The organism is Photobacterium sp. GB-72 (assembly GCF_003026095.1).
Classification (GTDB): domain Bacteria; phylum Pseudomonadota; class Gammaproteobacteria; order Enterobacterales; family Vibrionaceae; genus Photobacterium.
Genome location: NZ_PYNV01000010.1, coordinates 1 through 20,819, shown reverse-complemented (window position 1 = coordinate 20,819; position 20,819 = coordinate 1). Strand labels below are relative to the sequence as shown.

The following is a 20,819-nucleotide window of genomic DNA, read 5'->3' as shown; positions in this document are numbered from 1 at the left end:
TAAAAACAGGTGTATACTATCATTTTCTTAACGGTCAAAAAAATCTATGACGCAGCGTAGACAACAAACAACTCGCAAACCACAAAATAATCGTCCTGGCGGGTTCGTTCGCATCATTAGCGGACAATGGCGTGGACGCAAATTACCCGTTCATGATGTCGAAGGACTACGTCCGACCACTGACCGTGTAAAAGAAACACTTTTCAACTGGTTAGCGCAAGACATTTATCAATCTAAATGCCTTGATCTGTTCGCTGGTAGCGGCGGTTTAAGTTTTGAAGCTCTTTCTCGTGGTGCTGAAAGCGTAACGATGCTTGAACTCGACAAAAAAGCCGCGAATCAATTAGAGCAAAACTTAAAAACCGTTGGGGCAAAAAATGCCACTGTGGTTAATGGTGACAGCTTAACGTTTTTGTCACAACAAGGACGTGCACATGATTTAGTCTTTATTGATCCCCCATTTAGAAAAGATCTTATTCAAGACGTAATCGCCGCATTAGAAAACAACGGCTGGCTTGCTCCCCATGCAATGATCTATATTGAAGCAGAAAAGGAATTGGGCAACCTGATAACGCCAAGCCATTGGCACCTACACCGTGAAAAAACGGCAGGACAGGTTTGCTACCGCTTATTTGCAAGAGAGGAACCATGAAGGCGCTAATACTTATCGCAAAACTTGCCATTGCCTTTGTTTGGCTGGTACTACTGATTAATATCGTTCACCCATTCCCTGGCGTTGCTGCTATGGCGTTATATATCATGACAGCGTTCTTGTTTATGATGCATGGCTTACAAATGCTGATATTTATTGGTGCATTTGGCGACAAAATTAACATGTCCGGTTGGGAAAAATGGTCCATTTTAATTTTTGGTATCTTCGCCCTACTTGATATCCGCCGTAAGCATATGATGTAACCAAATTAAAGATAATAAAAAAGCGAACCCTAGGGTTCGCTTTTTTTGTTGCATCACCTCATTACCGATAATCAGGGTAATTACATGCGTGCTTTAAAGATCGCTACGATTTCTTCTAGGCTCGCTTTGCGTGGGTTCGTTAAAGAACATGCATCGTTTAGGGCGTTTTGCGCCATGAACGCTAGCTTGTCTTCAGTTACACCTAAATCAGCTAGGCGTTGCTTAGTACCCACTTTTTCAGAGAGTGCATCAATCGCTTCAAGGGCTGCATTTACTGCTTGCTCTTGGGTCATTGCTGCTGTGTCGATACCCATTGCTTTGGCAATATCAACAAAACGCTCTGGTACTTGTTTGGCGTTAAAGCGTGAAACTTCTGCCAATAGAATCGCGTTACATAGGCCGTGTGCCAGGTCGTAAACGCCGCCTAATTGGTGCGCCATTGAGTGAACGTAACCTAAAGAGGCATTAGAGAATGCCATCCCAGCAAGGTACTCGCCGTACTGCATTGCATCACGAGCTTCGCGGTTTTGGCCGTCATTCACTGCGGTTTCTAGGTTATTTACAATCAGTTCAATCGCTTTAATGGCAGATGCATCAGTGATGGGTGTTGCAGCTGTTGAAACATAGGCTTCAACGGCGTGTGTTAATGCATCCATACCGGTTGCAGCAGTTAGGAACTTAGGCATTGCGACCATTAGCTCTGAATCGTTTACTGCAATAATTGGCGTGAAGTGCTTATCAACCACAGGATATTTGGTTTCATCTTCCTGGTTAGTGATGATTGCAAATACGGTCATTTCCGAAGCGGTACCAGCAGTTGTGTTCACGGTTACCAATGGAAGTTGTGGCTTTTTAGAAAGGTGTACACCTTTCGAGTAATCACGAATATGACCACCGTTCGCTGCCACAAGTGCGATACCTTTAGCAGTATCGTGTGATGAACCACCACCGAATGAAATCACAAAATCAGAATGGCTGCTTGCAAGTAACGCTAGGCCATCTTCAATGTTTTTCTCTGTTGGGTTTGGTTGCACACCATCGTAAATAGTGTAATCAAGGCCGTGCGCAGTAAGCTCGTCAGTTAGTTTGCTCACTAAACCCACTTCAACTAATACACTGTCTGTCACGATTAGGGCTTTTTTCAGCTCTTTTGACGCAAGTTCAGCACCTAAAGATTGAATAGCGTTAGGACCCATTAATGTTACAGGTGGCATGTAGAATACATTGCTCATAATGAAGCTCCGTTAATATTTAAGAATTTATGTTGGCTTATCGCATGTGCCATAAGCCGGAATTTTTTACAGAGTGTGAATAGCAAAGTGAGTGTTACTGGCATCGAATCGTTATGGTTGTTGTTGGTGTCGATGCCGACATCTTCTCATTTACTGAAATATAAACAATAGAGTTAAAAGTAAATTACTATTACGTATAGGTAATAATAGAAATGGGCGTATTGTTTACAGCGCTCAGCGGCTTATTTATCAGCAGCAGACAGTAGCTTTTCAGCAAAAGTAAGTTGTGATGCTGATTGTGTGAATACCACACCTGAGTGTGAACGCTCTGCAGTACCTTGTTTTTGGTAGTGAGCTGCATTCATAGTGCTAGCCGCTGCTTTTTGAAATTGAACATTACCTGTGAACGCACCATCTTTTGCTGAAGCGTTGTAAGACATAGCGATGATAGCGGCTGCGATAGTTGCTTTAATAACTGTTTTCATGAGTAATAAAACCTTGTGTCTTTATGTTTGTGAACGCGTTGTGCGTTTCGATGGATGTATTATTAATAATTACACCGAAAACAACAATACGATAAAAACACAAAAGATTATTACTGATAAGCAATAATTAAAGAGAGTATCGTGAAGTACTTAATAGCGGAATAGGTAAGACGAGGAAATTAGACAGCAAAAAGATAATTCGGAATAACCATCTATCAAGAAGGGATACGCATTAAAGAATGGGGTTAAAGACGGTTGGGTTTTCTTATCATTTGCACGTTGATTTGATACTTACTTTTCACCTCAATTAAGGCTCTTGATCGCGGTCGCATTGGCAATTCCAACACAATTCAAATTGCCCTTGATTCACTTCACCGCACTGCGAACAATGCCAATCATGGTAATCAGTGCGTTTATAATCACTGACAATCCCTTGTGCGCGTTGCCATTGCCATTGCTCAACCCATACTTTCACTTCAACAACATTCGCTGGAAGCTCTCCCATCGCAGCACCTAACGCCTCACCCGTTAACCGTGCATTCACTCCCTCACTTTCTAATAACCCTTTCACGCTGTGCGCTTCCAAGCTATTACAAGCGCTATAGATACACTGCCATTGCTCTGACATAGATAACTCCTCAAATGACAGGCTATAAAACGAGTACCGAGCCAACAAATAAACCTTGGGCAATAAAGTACGTCGACATAATGATCGCCGTTGCGGCACTGAACTCACCCTTAAAACGATTAACAGCCAAGGTAAGATCTGATAGCACAAATAAAATAGCGCCAACGATGGTAAATAGTGCGGCTTGGCTATGGGACAACAACCAATACTGCCCAGCAGCAAAGGTCATCGCCATAATAATGAGTATATAGAAAGCAACTGGCGTTTGTAGTGGTGCTAGAGAGGGTAACAACAGTAAAAAAACGACAATACCGATGGCAAGACAAAGCGCAAGTAGCCACCAGCTTATTGTTCCTTGCCATTGACTGGCAAATGCGACGGTAAAAGCAATATGAGCAAGAAAAAAGCTCATCAGGCCAGCAAGAAACCGATCTGCTGGCAACATTAAGTAAATATCACCAATGATTGAAAAGCAAAGCCCTATAACAATTGCCCAGTAATAAAAACTAGGGGCACCGCTCCATACACATAGTATTACCATCAACATAACCGTTAACGGTTTACTGACATAGTAAAGCCAGCGTGGTCCTCGATAAGCAGCAGTAATGTGCAATACCGCTAAAAATATAATACATAACCACATAATCAGACATTCACTACGCTGTTAAATACACTCTTTGTAAAGGTGAGCAAATATCATGGTGTTTGCCATCTCAATAATCAGAAATGGTGTACAACCACCTCATAACAGCCCTCAATGCACCTTTGATAGATTGTAAAAGCAACCGTTTATCTCTCGTAAAAAGCTATTTTATTAATTTTTACCACTTTATATCCACCAAAAACATCGCAGCCTCAAGAACACTATAAACCAAATTAAAAAAAACCAATAAGAACATTAAGATAAGAAAAAAAATCATGCTATCACTGTAACTTTTTACGCATATTACCTTGGTGAATAAACCACCAAAAAAATAAAAACACAATTCAAATAGGCGTTTTGGTAATAAAAACACAAAAAACGACTGATTTAGTTATAAAAAAACAAACATCACCACAGAAAAGTTAGAATAAATAAAAGTACAAAAGACTAGATAACATAAACACTTATTTTGATAACTAAGCAATTCGCACTCACATCGAAAAACCAATAAAAACAATAAAATCAAAAAGATAAAATAAAAACAAAACAGAAAACATAAAAAACACCATAGTAAAAAAACAATAAACTTCTCTTTTTCTGCCATTTAAAAGCTTTATCTTGATTTTAAAATGTTTTTATCTAAGTTTTTCACCAACCTCAATTGCCAAACCAGCCAAAAAAATGTTATTCTTTTTGTCAAGAAAAAAATAACCACTAAAAAAGGATGAAAAAATAATGACACCTTCACAAAAACAAGGACTTATGATGATTGCAGTTGTTGTAGGCCTAATGACATTGCCCGTTCTTTACTAAAAGAATTATCAATTTCAAAAAATAGCGCCTATTGGCGCCATTTTTTTATCTACGTCACAAAATGTTAATATTCGTATTAAATTCCTACAATTTTTGATTTTTAAATAAAAGAAAACCCGACGCATTACTGCACCGGGCTAAATAAGAAAATCTAATATTTAACGCTTACAACTTAATATGATGCCAATTCACGCTATAAAACCATATTGCCGCAAGTGTAAAGCCACACAATAATGTAATAGCCACTCCCCATACCAAGCGACTACTTCGCGGGGCTAGCTCTTTTTCACACCAATTACATAACTTGATAAATTCATCACTCGAATCAACTAATGTATCTGATGAAGTGAAGTGTTTATTTAATTCAGCAATCTTATCCAGCTTAATTAGCACATCATGTGGTAGGCGATCTTCACAACTGATAATTAATTGCTGAAGCTCAGAACCTTTCGCGTGATAATGCTGACGTAATAAATCTTCAATACGGCGAGAACGATCAATCACTTGCTCAATATCAATCATGAGCCCACTCCTTGTTGATGCTATATCTTTACCTTACAACTAAAGTGCCAATATGCAATATAACTAACATAAAATTTGCTTCATTTTGTCACGTATAGATCACGCTTTTCTATCCATTGATTAGTGATATTTCACTGATTGTGAATAATAGCCATGAAACTGTCTTTCATCGTTCAAGGAGTTAGTGTTATGCCAACAGGGATCATCGTGGCAATTTGCATTCTATTTATCTTCTCATTTGGCTATTTTATTTTTAGCTATCGTCGACATACGCTGGGGCTTGGCGCGCCAGAGAAAAAACTCGACGTAATGATCCTCGATAAACAGAGCAATAAAATCATCGGTGCTCAAGCGGGCGAAGAAGATGAAGAATATTGGATTTATGTTGAGCCGATATCAGGAGGACCAAAGCGTGAATTTATGGTGGGCATCCACTATTACCATGCTTTAAACCCAGGAGATAAAGGCACTATGACCTATCGTGGACAGCAGTTTATTCACTTTGCCTTACAGCGTGATTAACGCTATTTAAACCGCCAATAGGACGCAATAAAAAAGCCTGACGTTGTCAGGCTTTTTTATTTTATGGTACTAACCAAGCAGTTTTCGAACTACGGCTTAATAACCAACTAGCTCCTAACGCTAGCCCCCCCGCTATCACTGTCCAAACAGGGATAGCAATCAGAGGGTTCGCAAAATACCAATCATAATTTCGCAATGGCCATAAGAAAATAGGATGGAGCAAATACACGCCTAAACTATAGCGGCTCAGCATTGCTAATCGAGAACGCGCACTCTCACTAAATTTATCAAACATGTAACGACACAAAACAAAGACACCTGCGGCCGCTATTGCTGTATTCAGGGTTTTGTATGATAACCAGCGACCAATTTTATATTCGCCAGCCACTAAACTATGGCTCACCACCATATAATCTGTCACCAACAAGGCCACAATTGCTAAAGGAATAAGCCACTTCATCGCAGGCCAATGATATTTGTACAGACAGTAGCCTAAGACTAAATAGCCACTGTATAGCAGGTAAGTTTCACTCCATAGGCCATCAATGTGATACAAATACGATCCTGTGATCACCAGCCATACCATCACCACCCCTTTTACTTGTCCAGGCTCCATACGTTGTACCGCCCATTGATAAAAAGGGACTATGACATACAAAGGAATAAAGTAGTAAAAGAAACCTAGGTGGTAGTAAGTTTCATGAAAAGGCATGTCTGTCAGTAGCTTCCAACTGGTCGAAAAGTCTGTACCTGAGGCAGAAAACGCCGAGAAGAAAGCGTAGAAAGCAGACCAAACAACAAATGGGATCAACACTTTACCGACACGGCGCTTGAAATAATAGCGCCCTTCAAATGGGCGTTCATCACTGAGCATTAATGCCCCTGTGATCATAATGAATACAGGTACCGCCCAACGACTAAAACTGTTAAAAGTAATCGCGGTGATCCATTCCCAGTTAGGTATTTGCCCTAATTGTTCTCGATACGGCCCTAAAACATGGATCACGACTACCGCAATGGCCGCAACCACCCGCAGAAGATCAAAATACCCAACCTTTTCTCTCATCACCTATCCCTCTGCTACAAAAAAGAGATGTTATTAATATCACTGATACCAATAACATCTCTTTAAATATAACAGGGGATCAATAACATGTATTGAATAAGCGCGTCTTTATTCACATTACTCACGACACGCTGACATTCCTTCCTTCAACACCAACGCATTATGGTTGTTGGCGCGTTGCAGCAAGCACAATTTCACGAATACATAAATTCTGCGGTTGGTTGTAAGCGTAGCTAATCGCATTCGCAATATCTTGTGGTGCAATCACCCCACCCATACCTTCTTTCCACTCTTCATAGCCTGCTTTAATCGCGTCACTACTGGTATGGCTCAATAATTCTGTTTCAACAGCACCTGGTGCAATGGTAATAAAGCGAACATTATCGTCAGCGACTTCTTCACGGATATTTTCAGTGATCGCGTGAACCGCAAATTTAGTTCCGCAATACGCCGCATGATTAGGGAAGGTTTTACGTCCTGCAATAGAGCTAATGTTGATCACTGTACCGTGTTTACGTGCTTTCATGCCTGCCAATACAACGTGAATACCGTTTAGCATACCCATCACATTAACATTAAACATCGTCTGCCATTCTGCTGGATCTTGTTCATCAGCTAAACCAAGTAACATCATGCCAGCATTGTTAATTAAACAATCAACAGGACCAAACTTTTCTTCCGCTTCAGTAACGGCCGCTTGGATGGCTTGCGCATCAGTCACATCGACTGCTCGACATAGTGTATTAGGTAGGTTCATTGCTTCCATACGATCTACACGACGCGCAAGTAATAATAATGGATAACCTTCTGCAGACAATTGACGCGCTGTTGCTTCACCAATACCCGAACTTGCACCCGTAATAACAACTAAAGATTTAGACATAAGACTTTCCTACTCTGGTAATTCGAAAAATATTCAACAGGCCGACATGTTGTTGATGCATTCACTATAGGTCGGATTGAGAGAAGTGAAAAATATCAATTTCTTAGGTTTATCATCAAAAAAAATTATGGATAAGAGATTTTTTTATTCGCTTTTCTTATCTAACTGAAACTTTTTATGCAACAAGAAACACAACAGTAAAAGCAGTTTAAAATTCTATACAAAGATAAGTTTTAAAGTCTTATTCATTACCTATTTACAATTAGAAACAATTTAACATTGATTTTACAACATTTTGCGAGATAACATCTCATTCACAAAAGCAGTACCCATTGATGGGATTAAAACTATATTGGAGGTAGTGATGCATTCATCAGCTTCACAACAACAACCACATCCTAAGAAAACACTTTTTACCCGTTTTCTTGATACCGTCGAATGGTTAGGTAACTTATTACCTCACCCAATCACACTCTTCGCTATCTTCTGTGTCGCGATTTTAGTTGCCTCTGGCATCGCAGGCTATTTCGGTGTTTCTGTTGCCGATCCTCGACCAGAAGGCGCACCAGGTCGTGCTGCAGACGGCATGATCCACGTGGTCAGCCTATTAAATGCTGAAGGCTTGCAACTTATCGTGGCAAACCTGGTGAAAAACTTCACTGGCTTTGCACCACTAGGTACCGTACTGGTTGCCATGTTAGGTGTCGCGATTGCTGAACACTCAGGCCTACTTTCTTCGGCGATGCGTGGTTTAGTGATGGGCGCATCTCGTCGCATGGTAACTCTGGTTGTGGTATTTGCCGGTATTATCTCTAACACCGCCTCAGAGCTTGGCTACGTGGTACTTATTCCACTTGCGGCAATGCTATTCCACTCGCTAGGTCGTCACCCATTAGCAGGTCTTGCAGCCGCTTTTGCTGGTGTATCTGGTGGCTACAGTGCGAACTTACTACTAGGTACGGTTGATCCCCTGCTATCGGGTATTACCCAGACTGCAGCACAAATGATCGATCCTAATTACACTGTTGGCCCAGAAGTGAACTGGTACTTCATGTTTGCTTCAACCTTTGCTATCACCATCATGGGTGCGTTCGTTACAGAGAAAATCGTTGAGCCGAAACTAGGCAAATACGATGCCTCTGAAGCCAGTGATGATTTAAGCCAAGATAAAATGGGCAAACTGACTGCGCTTGAGAAGAGAGGTTTGAAAGCGGCGGGTCTTGCAGCGCTAGCTGTTGCAGCACTACTCGCACTGACAATTGTGCCTGCTGACGGTATTTTACGTAACCCACAAACAGGTTTAGTGGCAGGCTCTCCGTTCCTTAAAGGTATCGTGGCATTTATCTTCGTGTTCTTCGCCATCCCAGGTTTTGTCTACGGTAAAGTAGTAGGCACAATGAAGAACGACCGTGATGTGATCAACGCGATGTCTGTGTCAATGTCATCAATGGGTATGTACATTGTACTGGTGTTCTTCGCAGCTCAATTCGTGGCGTTCTTTAAGTGGACTAACTTCGGTCAAGTGTTCGCGGTTGGTGGTGCAGATTTCCTACAGTCTATTGGTCTAACAGGCCCAGCGCTGTTCTTCGCCTTCATCCTAATGTGTGGTTTTATCAACCTCATGATTGGTTCGGCATCAGCGCAGTGGGCGGTAACCGCACCTATCTTTATTCCAATGTTAATGCTGGTAGGTTATGCGCCTGAAACCATTCAAGCGGCATACCGTATCGGTGATTCTGTTACCAACATCATCACCCCTATGATGAGCTACTTCGGTATGATCCTAGCAGTAGCCACTCGTTACCAGAAGAACCTTGGTTTAGGTACGCTAATAGCAACTATGCTGCCTTATTCGATTGTATTCGTGATTGGCTGGAGCATCATGTTCTATGTTTGGGTGTTCGTTCTGGGTATCCCAGTCGGCCCAGGTGCGAATACTTACTACAACATCGCAGGTTAACCTGTAATCCTCCTTTAGCCGGGCACCATGTCCGGCTTTTTTGTGCCTGTTTTCCCGCTTATTCGATTCCTATGATAATCTGCTCACTTAGCATCATATGCAGGTAACTTACGATGGATTTACGACTACTACGCTTTTTCATTGCAGTTTATGAAGAAAAAAACATCACCCTTGCCGCAGAGCGCTGCTTTGTTTCTCAACCGTCGATCTCTAACGGTATTAAGCAACTAGAGCAAGAGCTGAATACTGTACTGTTTTTACGTCATAAAAAAGGGGTTGATGTCACCGATGAAGCTCACTACTTATATCCGTTAGCGATCCGTTTGCTTAATGATGTAAATACCCTACCGCAACTGTTCCAGCAACGCACCGAGCGATTACCACTGACCTTGGCAAATTTTCCTGATTTAAGCCAAAGCCAACTGGCGAAAGTCTTTGCAACTTTACACCACAACATTGCCAATTTATCGCTCGAACTGGTTGATCACGAAAAACCTGCCGATGCGCGCTTAACTCTTGATATGTTCAAAGCAGAAGATGAGATCTTTTTGCCGCTATGGGATGAAGATTACGTCCTCTGCATGTTGCCTGATCACCCGTTGGCAAACTTGCCGTCGGTCTCGCCTGAGCAATTGCACCAGCATGATTTTATTGAGTGCCCGCCTTGCGAAGCCCATCAGCAGACTATTAGCTTACTCGCCTGTGATGGCCTATCCGTTAATCTCGTTGCAAAAGCTGAGCATAAAACTCAAGTCATGCACTTGGTTCAAGCTGGGCTTGGCATTTCGTTTCTCCCTACAGGGGTACTGGAAAGTGCCAATCAATTGGTGGCAGTACCGTTAGAAGGACCACGGATGTTCCGCCGTTTAGGGCTGTGCTATCCCGCCAGTAAAACCTTAAACCCGGCCCTTTCTGAGTGCATTAAGGTACTGAGCCAAAGCGTGACCGCAACACAGGCAGAAAAAGGTTAAGTTTTTCCTATCACCCCTTGCTATGGTGAAAACTGCCACGGTGATCTAATCGCAGCGTAAATAGTCATCACTCTCTTTAGAAAGCCACTCGATGTTTACCGAATCACATCTGGTGGCTTTCGCTTATCTAGCCAATAAAGATAGCTAAAACCTATTGGTACAATAGAACCTAACAGTTATATCTATCATGAGGTTCGCCCTATAATGAATACATCTTCTGAGAGGTCAGCACCTTTTAGCTAATTTATCGAATAAGTGAGGAAAGTAGCATGACTAGCGAAATGAATTTAATCGGTCTCGATACCCAAAAAGCGCAAGCTCTGGCTACAGACCTCAATAAATTATTAGCTGATTACCAAGTGTTATACATGAATACCCGTGGCTATCACTGGAACATTAAAGGACAAGAGTTTTTTGAACTTCATGTGAAGTTTGAAGAGATCTACACCGATCTTCAGCTAAAAATCGATGAACTTGCAGAGCGGATTTTAACCCTTGGTCATACGCCAGATCATAGCTTCAGCAGTTACCTCACCGTGAGTGATATCAAAGAACATCGCAATGCAACACAAGGTAAAGACTGTGTTGAAGGCTTAGTAAATGGCTTTAGTGTCTTGCTACGTTTAGAACGTCAAATTTTAGCGCAAGCAGGTGATGCGGGTGATGAAGGTACGGCAGCATTGATGGGTGATTACATCCGTGAACAAGAAAAACTGCTATGGATGTTAAATGCATACCGCCAATAGAAAATAGATAGACAAGCTGATATGGATTTAGTTGATCCATATTATATGTGCTGTATCAACGGCGCGGCCCGCTTCGGCTCTCCAACTGCAATATTATGATTCCCATTCGGGGGCGAGACTACATAGCCCCCATTTTTTCATCGTTTTAAATTCACCGCGGTACATTTATCTGCCCACTCAACCGCAGCTAAATAACTTTCATGCACCACTTTTTCTTTTATCCCCAACACCTGACAACAAATCTGTACCCGTGTCCAATCTGCAGTACTAAACGCATCAACCACATCCAACACTAAGCCCAATCGCCCATTACGTTGTAAAAGTGCGGATTTAATTTCAGGTTGAAGCTGGATCATATCCAGTAAGCTCTCTAATGAATTATCAAGCAAGGCATCCAATAACGAGAACATCCCGGCTAAAAAAGCTTGTTCTGAGCGCAGCACAATGCCGCCTTTTGTCACCAGTAACTCACACATTTTGGCGCGTAATAACGATAAAGCATAAAGCTCTTTCGGCTTATCAAGCGCAGCATGTGCGGTCGCCACCACACCAATAAATAAGCGTAAGTTATCTTCACCTAAATACACTAAAGCTTGGCGAAATGAGCTGATCGGTGAGCGTAAGCGCTTGGTCACGGTATTGACGTAACGGAGTAATAAATAGGACAGAGAGACATCACTGCTAATAATGGTTTCGATACGCGAAAAATCGACCGGATCATGGGAGATTTCATGCAGTAGCTGTACCGTTGTAAGCTCTGATGGTGCCACTTTACGGCTTTTTAGCATTTCAGGTTTACTGAAAAAATAACCTTGGAATAAATGAAATCCCGCAGCTAATGCTTGCGAATAGTCATCATAGGTTTCGACTTTTTCCGCTAAAAACTTGGCTTTTAGGTGCTGGTTATCTTTGACATATTGGCAGGCTTGATCGAGACCTAGCGCCAGTAAATCTAACTTAATGACGGATATATACGGCAGGAAACGCTGCCATTCAGGATGACAATCAAAATCATCAAGCGCAAAGAGATAGCCTTTTTGGTGGAGATGTTTAACTGCCTGTAAAAGCTCATCACTTGGACGACAACTTTCAAGAATTTCAATAATAACTTTATCTTTAGGCAGTAATAATGGCATCAATTCAATCAAACAATGCTCAGGAAAATTAATAAAATTTCGCTGACCTTTGTATGAGCGGTTGTCACCAATCGCCATGTAATTTTCCATAACTAAGCGACATGTCGCTTCACTCGCATCGATATTCGGAAAAGCATTACTTTCTCCGTCACGAAATAATAATTCATAGCCAATCGTTTGTTGCTTACGATTAAAAATTGGCTGACGAGCAACATAGGAATACATCAAACCTTTCCTTTATCTATCATCAAAATTTACGCGCGAGCCAAAGCAAGTAAAGCACCACATCCGATAAACATAGATCCGAATAAACGGTTTAAACGAGACATCACCGTTGTTGAACGGATATAGCGGGTAAAGCGTGACGCTAACAGTACATAAAATAACATTACACAACCATCGACGACTAATGTCGTGATACCAAGTACCAATAACTGCGGTAATTGAGGTTCTACTGGATTGATAAACTGAGGAAATAACGCAACTAAGAACACAATCGTTTTGGGATTGGTTAAATTGACAAACACTGCTCGTTTAAACAATGTGGTAGCCGATATGGAGCTATCACGCTCATCTAAGGCTAATGCTGACTTCTCGCGCCATTTTTGGATCCCGAGCCACACTAAATACACCGCGCCTAGCCATTTAATAATGGTAAAAGCCAACTCAGAGCCAGCGACTATCGTTCCTAGCCCTACGCCAACAAGAATGATGTGTGCAGCCATACCACACTGCAAGCCGATAATAGAGGCTAATGACTTACGCCAGCCATAAACCATCCCATTACTGATTGAATTTACGGTCCCAGAGCCAGGTGCAAAACTAAAGATAACTGCAGCGAGCAAATATGCTAACCAAACATCAATACTCATGTGATCTCAATGAAATTTTTATGACATTTATAAAATGCGTTTATAACCTGAATAGAACAAATAAAGCAATATGGATACACTTATTCTGTCTTAGATAAATAAGGTATACTGTACTAAGTATGCCATTTTTGACTAATCCACAGTAATCGCCACGCCATAATTTGCTGTGATGATTTTTAAACAGATAAATTTCGGACGCGCTTTAATGACTTGTCAACCTTCGACTTTTCTCCCTTTTTCTCAAGAAGAACATTTCACAGACACAATGACGAGTGCGGTAAGTGAAATGTGGCAACAACGTCACGAAGGAAAATTCACGGGCGTTAAACAATGTGAATTAGGATGGGTCAGTTTAACCCCAAAGTGCAGTGATAAAGTCATTATCGTGGTTAATGGACGAGTAGAAACCTATTGGAAATACCAAGAGCTGTTCTATGATTTAGTCAAACAAGGCTACCATGTTTATTCCTTCGACCATCGTGGTCAGGGCGTGTCAGAACGCTTAGTGGACGATCATGAATTGGGGTATGTCGAAGACTTTGATGACTACGTTGAAGACTTGCATCTTTTTATGCAAAACATCGTCAAACCACAAGGTTATAAACAGCACTTCATCCTTGGTCATTCAATGGGAGGGGCAATCACCAGTTTAGCACTTGCTCGTTATCCCACTCTTTTTGATCGCGCCGTACTAAGTGCGCCAATGCATGGCATCTATGTTAAACCTCACTTAAAGCCCTTTGCCGAAGCCTTGATTGGCATCACCGAATTATTTCGTCGTCAACCTCACTATGCTATTGGTCAAAAGCCCTATTATGCAAAACCGTTCAATGGCAACTTGCTTACCCACAGCCAAACACGTTACCAATGGTTTCGCGAGCTTTATGATGTCCGCCCTGAATTACGCATTGGTGGCGCAAGTAATCACTGGGTATGGGAAAGTATTAAAGCAGCACGTCGAGCGATTCAACAAGCCAATACCATCACTATCCCTGTTCTTTTACTTCAAGGCAGTGAAGATAAAATTGTTGATAACGCCTGTCAGCAGCAATTTCATCAACAGCTAAACCAAGGCTCTGGACACTGTGATTTTCAGATCATTGAAGGTTCTCGCCATGAGATCTTATTTGAAAGTGATCCGCTCCGTAACCAAGCGATTACCGCACTCTTGGCGCATTTTGCTTAATCTTCACTAACAGACTTTCGTTTTTATCAAGCGAACGAAAAGCGGAAGTCTAATTATCCAACTTTAGCCTCTTTTTTCCTCTTTGACTTGTTCTAGAATTAATCTCTCATTGGCATGCTACATACCATTACCGCCCGTTTTACTATCGAGAGTTCACATGTTTAAAATTGTTGCTTCAGATCTAGATGGCACCTTGCTTACTCCTGAGCATAAGATCGCCCCGTTTACTCAAGATGTCTTACAACGTCTTTATCAACACAATAAGCATTTTGTATTTGCAACAGGTCGCCACCATATAGATGTCGCTGAAATGCGTGAAAAACTGGGCATTCCGGCTTACATGATCACATCAAATGGCGCCAGTGTGCATGATGCCGACGGTAATCTTGTGTTCCAACAAAGTTTAAGCCCTGAAGTGATCCGTGGCGTTATTGCACTCGCAAAGCACGATCCTGATTTACACATTCACTTGTACCAAGGCGACCATTGGCTACTTAATCATGAAAATGAAGCACTGCGTGATTTCCACGATAGCTTTAACTATCAGTTATTTGATGTTGAGAACCCGCCGACAGATAACGTATTAAAAGTTTTCTTCACCCGTGATGATCTTGACCATGAGAAAATGGTGAAGTGGGAGCAAGCCTTTAATCAAGAGTTTAAAGATAAAGCGAATATCGCATTTTCCACACCTTGGTGCTTAGAAGTAATGGATGCGGGTGTCTCTAAAGGCGATGCCTTAGCCGCTGTCGCCAAAGCGCTCGAGCTGACATTAGACGATTGTATTGCTTTTGGTGATGGGATGAATGATGTTGAAATGCTATCAATGGCAGGTAAAGGCTTAATCATGGGCACCTCTCATGACAAAGTGAAACAAGCACTGCCAGATAATGAGGTTATCGGTTCAAGTGCTGATGAAGCGGTAGCGCACTACTTAGAAAAGTATCTCCTTAATCACGCATAATCCCCCTATAGAAAGGCTGTTAAACACAGCCTTTTTCTTTTCCCCTTGAAAAACAGTTTAGAACTGCCCTGTCATGGTTAAAATTTCCTGCCATTGCGCGTCAGTAACTGGCATCACACTTAAGCGACTGCCTTTTTTTACTAATGGCATCTCAGCCAAGGCTGGATTAGCTTTCATACGCTTTAAGCTAACTAACCGTAAGTGACGTTGGTATTCAATATCAACCATAAACCAGCGTGGATTTTCTGGATCTGATTTCGGATCAAAATACGGGCACTCGGGATCAAACTGGAAGTGATCGGGATACGAGGCTTTCACCACCGTTGCGATCCCAACTACACCGACATCTTTACACGATGAATGATAAATGAAGACTTGATCGCCTAATTTCACCTCGTCACGTAACATATTACGCGCCTGATAATTACGGACGCCTTCCCAAGGTGAAACTTTTTGTGATTTTAGGGTGTCTATAGAAAATGTATCTGGTTCGGTTTTAAATAACCAATAGGCCATATTGTTCTACCATTACTGCCAACTTCCTCATGAATTTGAGCCTACCATAGAGAGAATAAAATGACAGTTTCACGGTTACCCCTCGCCCTTATCTTTACCGCATCTACGCTAACTGGCTGTGCAAGTTGGTTACCAAGTAGCTTTGGTGGCGATGACAGTAATAGTAATTGGGTGGGTGAGTATAAAAGTCAGCCAGAAATGGGATTAACGACTCTACTGAGCCTTAAAAGCGATCACTCTGCAACAACCACATATCAATACACCAATGGCGATCCAAGTCTAAAAGAAAACGGGAATTGGCAAGCGATCAGCGACACTCAACTGCAAGTAAAGATGACCTCACATCATGGGCTCAATAGCGAACGTATTTATACCTTTGATCCGAGTAAGAAGCAGCTCAGCGCAACAGAAGAAACCGTCAACGGTCAGAAATATCATATCGGCAATAATGGGTTAGTACTGACAAAACAAGACTAAACGCCATTATCACTGTCGTGACTTAAGACATCGATTTATGCCACACTGCAAGGGTATTTGAGGTTAGGAGAAATAACCATGTCATGCCCTCGCTGTGGCTTTCAGCACAATTGTATTTGCAACCTTGAGCCACACCTTCAGTGCCCCGCACACTTTGTGTTATTAACTCACCCTCGAGAGCTTAATAAAGATACCAACACAGGTAAGTTGCTGGTAAACAGTTTGCCTCATTGCCGCGTTGAGGTATGGCAACGTACCGAGCCGCCAGCACACTTGCTCGCGCAACTGCGTGATCCTCACTACCAAGCCTATCTGGTTTTCCCAAGCGATGAGCAACATCCCCCTATTGAGCTACCTCAAGCCCATACTGACCAACCCATCCCCCTGTTTATTATTCTTGATGCGACCTGGCAAGAAGCAAAAAAAATGGTACGTAAAAGCCCTTGGCTTAGTGACTTACCGCGTTTAGCTTTAACGCCACAACAGACATCAAACTACGCCTTACGACGTAATCAGCAAGACGGTAATTTATGTACCTGTGAAGTAGGGATAGCGCTACTGACTCAACTTCAATTCACAACAGAAGCAGCACAATTACACCAATACTTCTCGGCATTTATTAACACTTTTCATGCTGATAAAAGTGGACATAAGAGAACGTATTAACAGATTCAATACCTTATATTTACTGTTTTAGTAAAATGAGTTTTCGTGCTTTCTTTTCTTATCGAATAAGCTCAAATTACACCCAATATTTAAACACTGTATTTTTATTGAAGAAACAACATGAAAACAAAGATACTTGTCTTAACCGTGATTTTATCGACGTTAGGTCTCGCAGGCTGTGCAACCAATCCTTATGGTAATGCTTACAATGTTAATGATGCACGCCAGATGCAAGAAGTATATTACGGCACCGTAACTCGTACCCAAGCGGTAACACTAAATGGTAACGGTAATGGTATTGGTACACTTGCTGGCGGTGCTATTGGTGGGATTTTAGGCTCAGGCGTAGGCGGTGGTACCGGCTCGCAAATTGCGGCAATTGGTGGTGCGCTATTAGGCGGTTACCTTGGTAACGAAGCAGGTAACGAAGTCACTAAGCGTAATGGTGTAAACCTAACAATAAAGCTAGATAGTGGTCGTACCGTTTCTATCGTGCAGCAGGTTAACCCTAACGTCATGTTCCACGCCGGTGAGCGCGTTCAAATTAACATCTCTGACGATGGCACTTCTCGCGTCACGCCAGCTTAAGTATTTCTTCTTAAAAAACACCCCAAAAGGCGCTAATTTAGCGCCTTTTTCTTTGATCGTGATAGATATTGCTTCAGCATTTATCATCAATGACTGTAATCATCGGGCATTTAACAAATTAGGCTCATTGTTATGAGCTGTATTGTCGGTTGCTTGATAGCAGATCTTAAAATAGCGTTCTAAATGAAAGGGAGGAGTATGACCAGCCCCTTCCGCTCCCTCTGCGAAATTAACGTACATGACATAATAATGCGTATCTAAAATCTATTATTGTCAGCATACTGCCAGCCCAACCACTCCAACAATGATCACTTAACGTGAGTGTTTTCATATCCATTCGATAATGATATCAAGTATTCGGTGAGGCTAGCGCTTGAACAATACCCCTCTTCGTTGCAGTGGGGTAATCATTTGCTATCGATATAGCATCAACGGTACTCAATAAAGCTGTTTCTTTCCCACTAATCATCGCTTTGATATTGATGGTTACGAGGTTGGGGTATCGCAACAACAACTAAACTCTCTAAGCTAACAATAACGATGACTAACTCTAAAAGAGTAAAACCGAATTTACGCTTCATTAATCCACCGCCAACACCTAAATTATTTAAAGGCATAATAAATCAATGCGTATTATTGAAAATAATGACGGTCTTTTATTACAAAAAACGATTAAAAATATTATTAATATTCCATTTATTATTAATGAATCCTGAACGTATCATTTAAGTTTTTACTAAACCTCTCAAAGTGACGTCGATTTCTCACTAAAAAAGTACTTTTTACTGTCATTAAATAAAAATTAACCCTGAATAAGAAAAAAATAAACACCATACAAATGGCATTAAATCGCACGAAAAGCGAATAAATATATTTTAACTATTCACTTTTCAAGTCTATTTCACATGATAAATCTCACCCCGCGAGACTTACAACCCATTGTTATTCATTGCTATTTTTGCCTCCGCCCTGACAGCATCAACTCATGAGTTGACGTTATTCACGATAGTTACTGAACGAATAACGATACTGTTTGTCATTATTGACACTAAAAATGGAACGTTTCATTCCGAAATTAACGTTTTTTTTTAAGCAAAACAGTCGCATTATACGCTTCATCGAAAGGACAACGAATTCACTCTCATATATAAGTCTTAATATCCAAGGTTTATATCTGAGTTATTTTTTAGTTAGTTCCCCCTACTAAAAAATAAAATAATAACCTTAATGTTATTAATGAATTCGCCATGGATTGGGTCTTATTAAATATAACGATAACTACTTTCTTATTTAGTAGTTATTACCTTCTAATCATAGGTGAATATATGTCATCAGATACTGGCACTAAAAAAATGGGCCTTGTCGGTTTAACTGTACTTGTTGCAGTTAACATGATGGGTTCCGGTATTATTATGCTACCAGCGAGCTTGGCTCAAGTTGGTGCTATTTCAATGTTATCTTGGGTGGTTACAGCATTAGGTGCAATGTGTATTGCTTACACGTTTGCTAAATGTGGTGCTTTTTGTAAACGTTCAGGCGGTATGTCAGCTTACGCAGAAGAAGCACACGGCAAATCATCTTTCTTTATCTCTTCTTACACATACTATGTATGTCTAGTAATTAGTTGTGTAGCAATTGCCGTATCAGCTGTTGGTTACATTAAGCCATTCATGCCTTGGTTAGATACGCCAGTACACACTTTCTTCGGTGTATGTGCGATTCTTATCATTACTATGGTTGCTAACTTTGGTGGTCCTAAGATCACAGGTCAAATCTCAGCATTCACTGTTTGGGGTATTATTCTACCTGTACTTGGTCTATCTGTTATCGGTTGGTGGTGGTTCGATCCACAAACATTCATGAGCGCATGGAACCCACACCATGACACAACAATGCACTCTGTATCTTCAGGTATCGCACTGACTCTATGGGCGTTCCTAGGTATTGAATCTGCTGGTGCTAACTCTGATGCAGTTGAAAATCCAGAGCGTAACGTACCACTAGCAGTACTATTTGGTACAGGTTTCGCTGCTGTTATCTACATTGCGTCTACTGGTGTTATCCAGGGTATTATTCCTAACGCAGAACTAGCAGCATCTACTGCACCATTTGGCTTAGTATTCAGCCACATGTTTAACCCAACAGTAGGTAACATTGTTACACTAGCAGCGGTTATCGCATGTATCGGTTCACTATTAGGTTGGCAGTTCACTAACGCTCAAGTATCTAAAGCAGCGGCAGATGAAGGTCTATTCCCTAAAATCTTTGCTAAGACTAACAAAGCAGGTGCACCAATTGCCGGTATGCTTATCATGCTAGTTGCTGAGTTAATTCTAGCGGTGATGACTATCTCTCCAAACTTGATCAGTCAGTTCAACGCGCTATTGAACCTAGCCGTATTTATTAACATGGTACCTTACATCCTATCTATGACAGGTTTGGAAGTGCTACTTCGCAAAAACATGGTTACACCAAAACAATACCGCCTAGGCGCTGTTGTGGGTACATTAGCTGTTATCTACAGCATCTACGGTGTATACGCTTGTGGTGCGACAGCAGTATTCGGCGGTACCATCTTGACGCTATTCGGTTACATCTTCTACGGTTTCATCGCAGCACGTGATACTAAACCAGAAGTTAAAGCAAACTAATTAAGATTTAATAAATTCGATACTAAAGAAATTTATTAATAACCAGCTAGAAATGAAATGGGAATAAATAATAAATACACTGAAAATTAATATAAACATTAATAAGCAGTATTATTTATTCCCTTCTAAAAGTATTAGGCAAGGCGTTTAATTACTTCATATTAATTATGTCGTGGTAAAACACACCTGCCATCAATCATTCTATTCAGGCGTTATTATGAACAACAATAATAGTACTAATAAAATGCGTGCTCTCGTTATTGAGCACCAAAACATTACTCCAAACAGCTTTGCCGATCGTGCAACTAAATCATTAATCGCTGAATTAGAAAGCCGTACTATCGAAATCGTTACTGCCACTTCTTACGAAGATGCAC

The 20,819-nt window shown here is 41.2% G+C and carries 23 protein-coding genes; 12 read left to right on the top strand and 11 right to left on the bottom strand.

The window, feature by feature from the left end:
* The first annotated feature begins 46 nt into the window (after window positions 1-46).
* A complete protein-coding gene (rsmD, locus tag C9J40_RS12265; RefSeq protein ID WP_005372034.1) occupies window positions 47-652 on the top strand; it encodes a 16S rRNA (guanine(966)-N(2))-methyltransferase RsmD in 606 nt (201 codons plus the stop codon).
* Window positions 649-915: a DUF1145 domain-containing protein gene (locus tag C9J40_RS12260; protein ID WP_005372036.1), complete on the top strand. Its 267-nt coding sequence runs from the start codon at window positions 649-651 to the stop codon at window positions 913-915. Before rsmD ends, C9J40_RS12260 begins: the two co-directional genes overlap by 4 nt.
* An 80-nt stretch (window positions 916-995) precedes the next feature.
* On the opposite strand, the gene C9J40_RS12255 is transcribed toward C9J40_RS12260, so the two are convergent.
* The 5 genes from C9J40_RS12255 to C9J40_RS12230 form a co-directional block, all read right to left on the bottom strand.
* Window positions 996-2,147 (bottom strand): iron-containing alcohol dehydrogenase, encoded by a 1,152-nt coding sequence (locus C9J40_RS12255; RefSeq protein ID WP_005372756.1) that lies wholly within the window; start codon window positions 2,145-2,147, stop codon window positions 996-998.
* 242 nt (window positions 2,148-2,389) lie between these two features.
* A complete protein-coding gene (locus tag C9J40_RS12250; RefSeq protein ID WP_045085049.1) occupies window positions 2,390-2,632 on the bottom strand; it encodes a hypothetical protein in 243 nt (80 codons plus the stop codon).
* Window positions 2,633-2,939: 307 nt separating this feature from the next.
* Entirely contained in the window at window positions 2,940-3,260 is a 321-nt protein-coding gene (locus C9J40_RS12245) for a DUF2007 domain-containing protein (protein ID WP_005372049.1), read from the bottom strand.
* Between the two features lie 22 nt (window positions 3,261-3,282).
* A complete protein-coding gene (locus C9J40_RS12240; protein WP_107247033.1) occupies window positions 3,283-3,903 on the bottom strand; it encodes a lysoplasmalogenase in 621 nt (206 codons plus the stop codon).
* 978 nt (window positions 3,904-4,881) lie between these two features.
* A complete protein-coding gene (locus tag C9J40_RS12230) occupies window positions 4,882-5,238 on the bottom strand; it encodes a DUF4145 domain-containing protein (RefSeq protein ID WP_107208669.1) in 357 nt (118 codons plus the stop codon).
* Between the two features lie 189 nt (window positions 5,239-5,427).
* Here C9J40_RS12230 and C9J40_RS12225 point away from each other — a divergent pair, with 189 nt between their 5' ends.
* Complete coding sequence (locus tag C9J40_RS12225) at window positions 5,428-5,760, top strand: DUF2500 domain-containing protein (RefSeq protein WP_005372057.1); 333 nt, start codon at window positions 5,428-5,430, stop codon at window positions 5,758-5,760.
* Between the two features lie 61 nt (window positions 5,761-5,821).
* Here C9J40_RS12225 and C9J40_RS12220 read toward each other — a convergent pair whose 3' ends face one another.
* Both C9J40_RS12220 and C9J40_RS12215 read right to left on the bottom strand, forming a co-directional pair.
* A complete protein-coding gene (locus tag C9J40_RS12220; RefSeq protein ID WP_107247032.1) occupies window positions 5,822-6,826 on the bottom strand; it encodes an acyltransferase in 1,005 nt (334 codons plus the stop codon).
* A 160-nt stretch (window positions 6,827-6,986) separates the two neighbouring features.
* Window positions 6,987-7,709: an SDR family oxidoreductase gene (locus C9J40_RS12215; protein ID WP_107208671.1), complete on the bottom strand. Its 723-nt coding sequence runs from the start codon at window positions 7,707-7,709 to the stop codon at window positions 6,987-6,989.
* Window positions 7,710-8,073: 364 nt separating this feature from the next.
* On the opposite strand from C9J40_RS12215, the gene C9J40_RS12210 reads away from it, so the two are divergent.
* The 3 genes from C9J40_RS12210 to C9J40_RS12200 all read left to right on the top strand — a co-directional run bounded on the left by C9J40_RS12210 (window position 8,074) and on the right by C9J40_RS12200 (window position 11,386).
* Window positions 8,074-9,669: an AbgT family transporter gene (locus tag C9J40_RS12210; protein WP_107208672.1), complete on the top strand. Its 1,596-nt coding sequence runs from the start codon at window positions 8,074-8,076 to the stop codon at window positions 9,667-9,669.
* 113 nt (window positions 9,670-9,782) lie between these two features.
* On the top strand, window positions 9,783-10,640 hold the full coding sequence (locus tag C9J40_RS12205; protein ID WP_107208673.1) for a LysR family transcriptional regulator: 858 nt from the start codon (window positions 9,783-9,785) through the stop codon (window positions 10,638-10,640).
* A gap of 269 nt (window positions 10,641-10,909) precedes the next feature.
* Entirely contained in the window at window positions 10,910-11,386 is a 477-nt protein-coding gene (locus tag C9J40_RS12200) for a Dps family protein (RefSeq protein WP_107247030.1), read from the top strand.
* A 137-nt stretch (window positions 11,387-11,523) separates the two neighbouring features.
* Here C9J40_RS12200 and C9J40_RS12195 read toward each other — a convergent pair whose 3' ends face one another.
* Together C9J40_RS12195 and rhtB are read right to left on the bottom strand one after the other, a co-directional pair.
* Window positions 11,524-12,747, bottom strand: coding sequence for an EAL and HDOD domain-containing protein (locus tag C9J40_RS12195; protein WP_107208675.1), 1,224 nt, complete (start codon window positions 12,745-12,747; stop codon window positions 11,524-11,526).
* Window positions 12,748-12,776: 29 nt separating this feature from the next.
* Window positions 12,777-13,394, bottom strand: coding sequence for a homoserine/homoserine lactone efflux protein (rhtB, locus tag C9J40_RS12190; RefSeq protein ID WP_107247029.1), 618 nt, complete (start codon window positions 13,392-13,394; stop codon window positions 12,777-12,779).
* Between the two features lie 265 nt (window positions 13,395-13,659).
* Here rhtB and C9J40_RS12185 point away from each other — a divergent pair, with 265 nt between their 5' ends.
* Window positions 13,660-14,580 carry an alpha/beta fold hydrolase gene (locus C9J40_RS12185; protein ID WP_107208683.1) on the top strand — a complete coding sequence of 307 codons (921 nt, stop codon included), beginning with the start codon at window positions 13,660-13,662 and terminating at the stop codon, window positions 14,578-14,580.
* A gap of 157 nt (window positions 14,581-14,737) precedes the next feature.
* Window positions 14,738-15,544 (top strand): Cof-type HAD-IIB family hydrolase, encoded by an 807-nt coding sequence (locus tag C9J40_RS12180; RefSeq protein WP_107208677.1) that lies wholly within the window; start codon window positions 14,738-14,740, stop codon window positions 15,542-15,544.
* Between the two features lie 57 nt (window positions 15,545-15,601).
* Here C9J40_RS12180 and C9J40_RS12175 read toward each other — a convergent pair whose 3' ends face one another.
* Entirely contained in the window at window positions 15,602-16,060 is a 459-nt protein-coding gene (locus C9J40_RS12175; RefSeq protein ID WP_107208678.1) for an EVE domain-containing protein, read from the bottom strand.
* Window positions 16,061-16,120: 60 nt separating this feature from the next.
* Between C9J40_RS12175 and C9J40_RS12170 the strand changes: the two genes are divergently transcribed.
* The 3 genes from C9J40_RS12170 (at window position 16,121) to C9J40_RS12160 (ending at window position 17,791) form a co-directional block, all read left to right on the top strand.
* Window positions 16,121-16,537, top strand: coding sequence for a hypothetical protein (locus C9J40_RS12170; RefSeq protein ID WP_107208679.1), 417 nt, complete (start codon window positions 16,121-16,123; stop codon window positions 16,535-16,537).
* Between the two features lie 78 nt (window positions 16,538-16,615).
* A complete protein-coding gene (locus C9J40_RS12165; RefSeq protein WP_107247027.1) occupies window positions 16,616-17,203 on the top strand; it encodes a tRNA-uridine aminocarboxypropyltransferase in 588 nt (195 codons plus the stop codon).
* A 120-nt stretch (window positions 17,204-17,323) separates the two neighbouring features.
* On the top strand, window positions 17,324-17,791 hold the full coding sequence (locus tag C9J40_RS12160; protein ID WP_107208681.1) for a glycine zipper 2TM domain-containing protein: 468 nt from the start codon (window positions 17,324-17,326) through the stop codon (window positions 17,789-17,791).
* A 461-nt stretch (window positions 17,792-18,252) separates the two neighbouring features.
* Here C9J40_RS12160 and C9J40_RS21940 read toward each other — a convergent pair whose 3' ends face one another.
* Window positions 18,253-18,408, bottom strand: coding sequence for a prepilin-type N-terminal cleavage/methylation domain-containing protein (locus C9J40_RS21940; RefSeq protein ID WP_146144321.1), 156 nt, complete (start codon window positions 18,406-18,408; stop codon window positions 18,253-18,255).
* A 708-nt stretch (window positions 18,409-19,116) separates the two neighbouring features.
* On the opposite strand from C9J40_RS21940, the gene potE reads away from it, so the two are divergent.
* Window positions 19,117-20,442 (top strand): putrescine-ornithine antiporter, encoded by a 1,326-nt coding sequence (gene potE / locus C9J40_RS12150; protein ID WP_107208682.1) that lies wholly within the window; start codon window positions 19,117-19,119, stop codon window positions 20,440-20,442.
* The last annotated feature ends 377 nt before the right edge of the window (window positions 20,443-20,819 follow it).

Coding starts and splice junctions, on each gene's coding strand:
- C9J40_RS21940 (WP_146144321.1), bottom strand. CDS start 18,408: ATGCCTTTAAATAATTTAGGTGTTGGCGGTGGATTAATGAAGCGTAAA.
- rsmD (WP_005372034.1), top strand. CDS start 47: ATGACGCAGCGTAGACAACAAACAACTCGCAAACCACAAAATAATCGT.
- C9J40_RS12160 (WP_107208681.1), top strand. CDS start 17,324: ATGAAAACAAAGATACTTGTCTTAACCGTGATTTTATCGACGTTAGGT.
- C9J40_RS12185 (WP_107208683.1), top strand. CDS start 13,660: ATGACGAGTGCGGTAAGTGAAATGTGGCAACAACGTCACGAAGGAAAA.
- C9J40_RS12180 (WP_107208677.1), top strand. CDS start 14,738: ATGTTTAAAATTGTTGCTTCAGATCTAGATGGCACCTTGCTTACTCCT.
- C9J40_RS12175 (WP_107208678.1), bottom strand. CDS start 16,060: ATGGCCTATTGGTTATTTAAAACCGAACCAGATACATTTTCTATAGAC.
- potE (WP_107208682.1), top strand. CDS start 19,117: ATGTCATCAGATACTGGCACTAAAAAAATGGGCCTTGTCGGTTTAACT.
- C9J40_RS12260 (WP_005372036.1), top strand. CDS start 649: ATGAAGGCGCTAATACTTATCGCAAAACTTGCCATTGCCTTTGTTTGG.
- C9J40_RS12195 (WP_107208675.1), bottom strand. CDS start 12,747: ATGTATTCCTATGTTGCTCGTCAGCCAATTTTTAATCGTAAGCAACAA.
- C9J40_RS12210 (WP_107208672.1), top strand. CDS start 8,074: ATGCATTCATCAGCTTCACAACAACAACCACATCCTAAGAAAACACTT.
- C9J40_RS12225 (WP_005372057.1), top strand. CDS start 5,428: ATGCCAACAGGGATCATCGTGGCAATTTGCATTCTATTTATCTTCTCA.
- C9J40_RS12215 (WP_107208671.1), bottom strand. CDS start 7,709: ATGTCTAAATCTTTAGTTGTTATTACGGGTGCAAGTTCGGGTATTGGT.
- C9J40_RS12230 (WP_107208669.1), bottom strand. CDS start 5,238: ATGATTGATATTGAGCAAGTGATTGATCGTTCTCGCCGTATTGAAGAT.
- C9J40_RS12170 (WP_107208679.1), top strand. CDS start 16,121: ATGACAGTTTCACGGTTACCCCTCGCCCTTATCTTTACCGCATCTACG.
- C9J40_RS12200 (WP_107247030.1), top strand. CDS start 10,910: ATGACTAGCGAAATGAATTTAATCGGTCTCGATACCCAAAAAGCGCAA.
- C9J40_RS12245 (WP_005372049.1), bottom strand. CDS start 3,260: ATGTCAGAGCAATGGCAGTGTATCTATAGCGCTTGTAATAGCTTGGAA.
- C9J40_RS12165 (WP_107247027.1), top strand. CDS start 16,616: ATGTCATGCCCTCGCTGTGGCTTTCAGCACAATTGTATTTGCAACCTT.
- C9J40_RS12205 (WP_107208673.1), top strand. CDS start 9,783: ATGGATTTACGACTACTACGCTTTTTCATTGCAGTTTATGAAGAAAAA.
- C9J40_RS12255 (WP_005372756.1), bottom strand. CDS start 2,147: ATGAGCAATGTATTCTACATGCCACCTGTAACATTAATGGGTCCTAAC.
- C9J40_RS12250 (WP_045085049.1), bottom strand. CDS start 2,632: ATGAAAACAGTTATTAAAGCAACTATCGCAGCCGCTATCATCGCTATG.
- C9J40_RS12220 (WP_107247032.1), bottom strand. CDS start 6,826: ATGAGAGAAAAGGTTGGGTATTTTGATCTTCTGCGGGTGGTTGCGGCC.
- C9J40_RS12240 (WP_107247033.1), bottom strand. CDS start 3,903: ATGTGGTTATGTATTATATTTTTAGCGGTATTGCACATTACTGCTGCT.
- rhtB (WP_107247029.1), bottom strand. CDS start 13,394: ATGAGTATTGATGTTTGGTTAGCATATTTGCTCGCTGCAGTTATCTTT.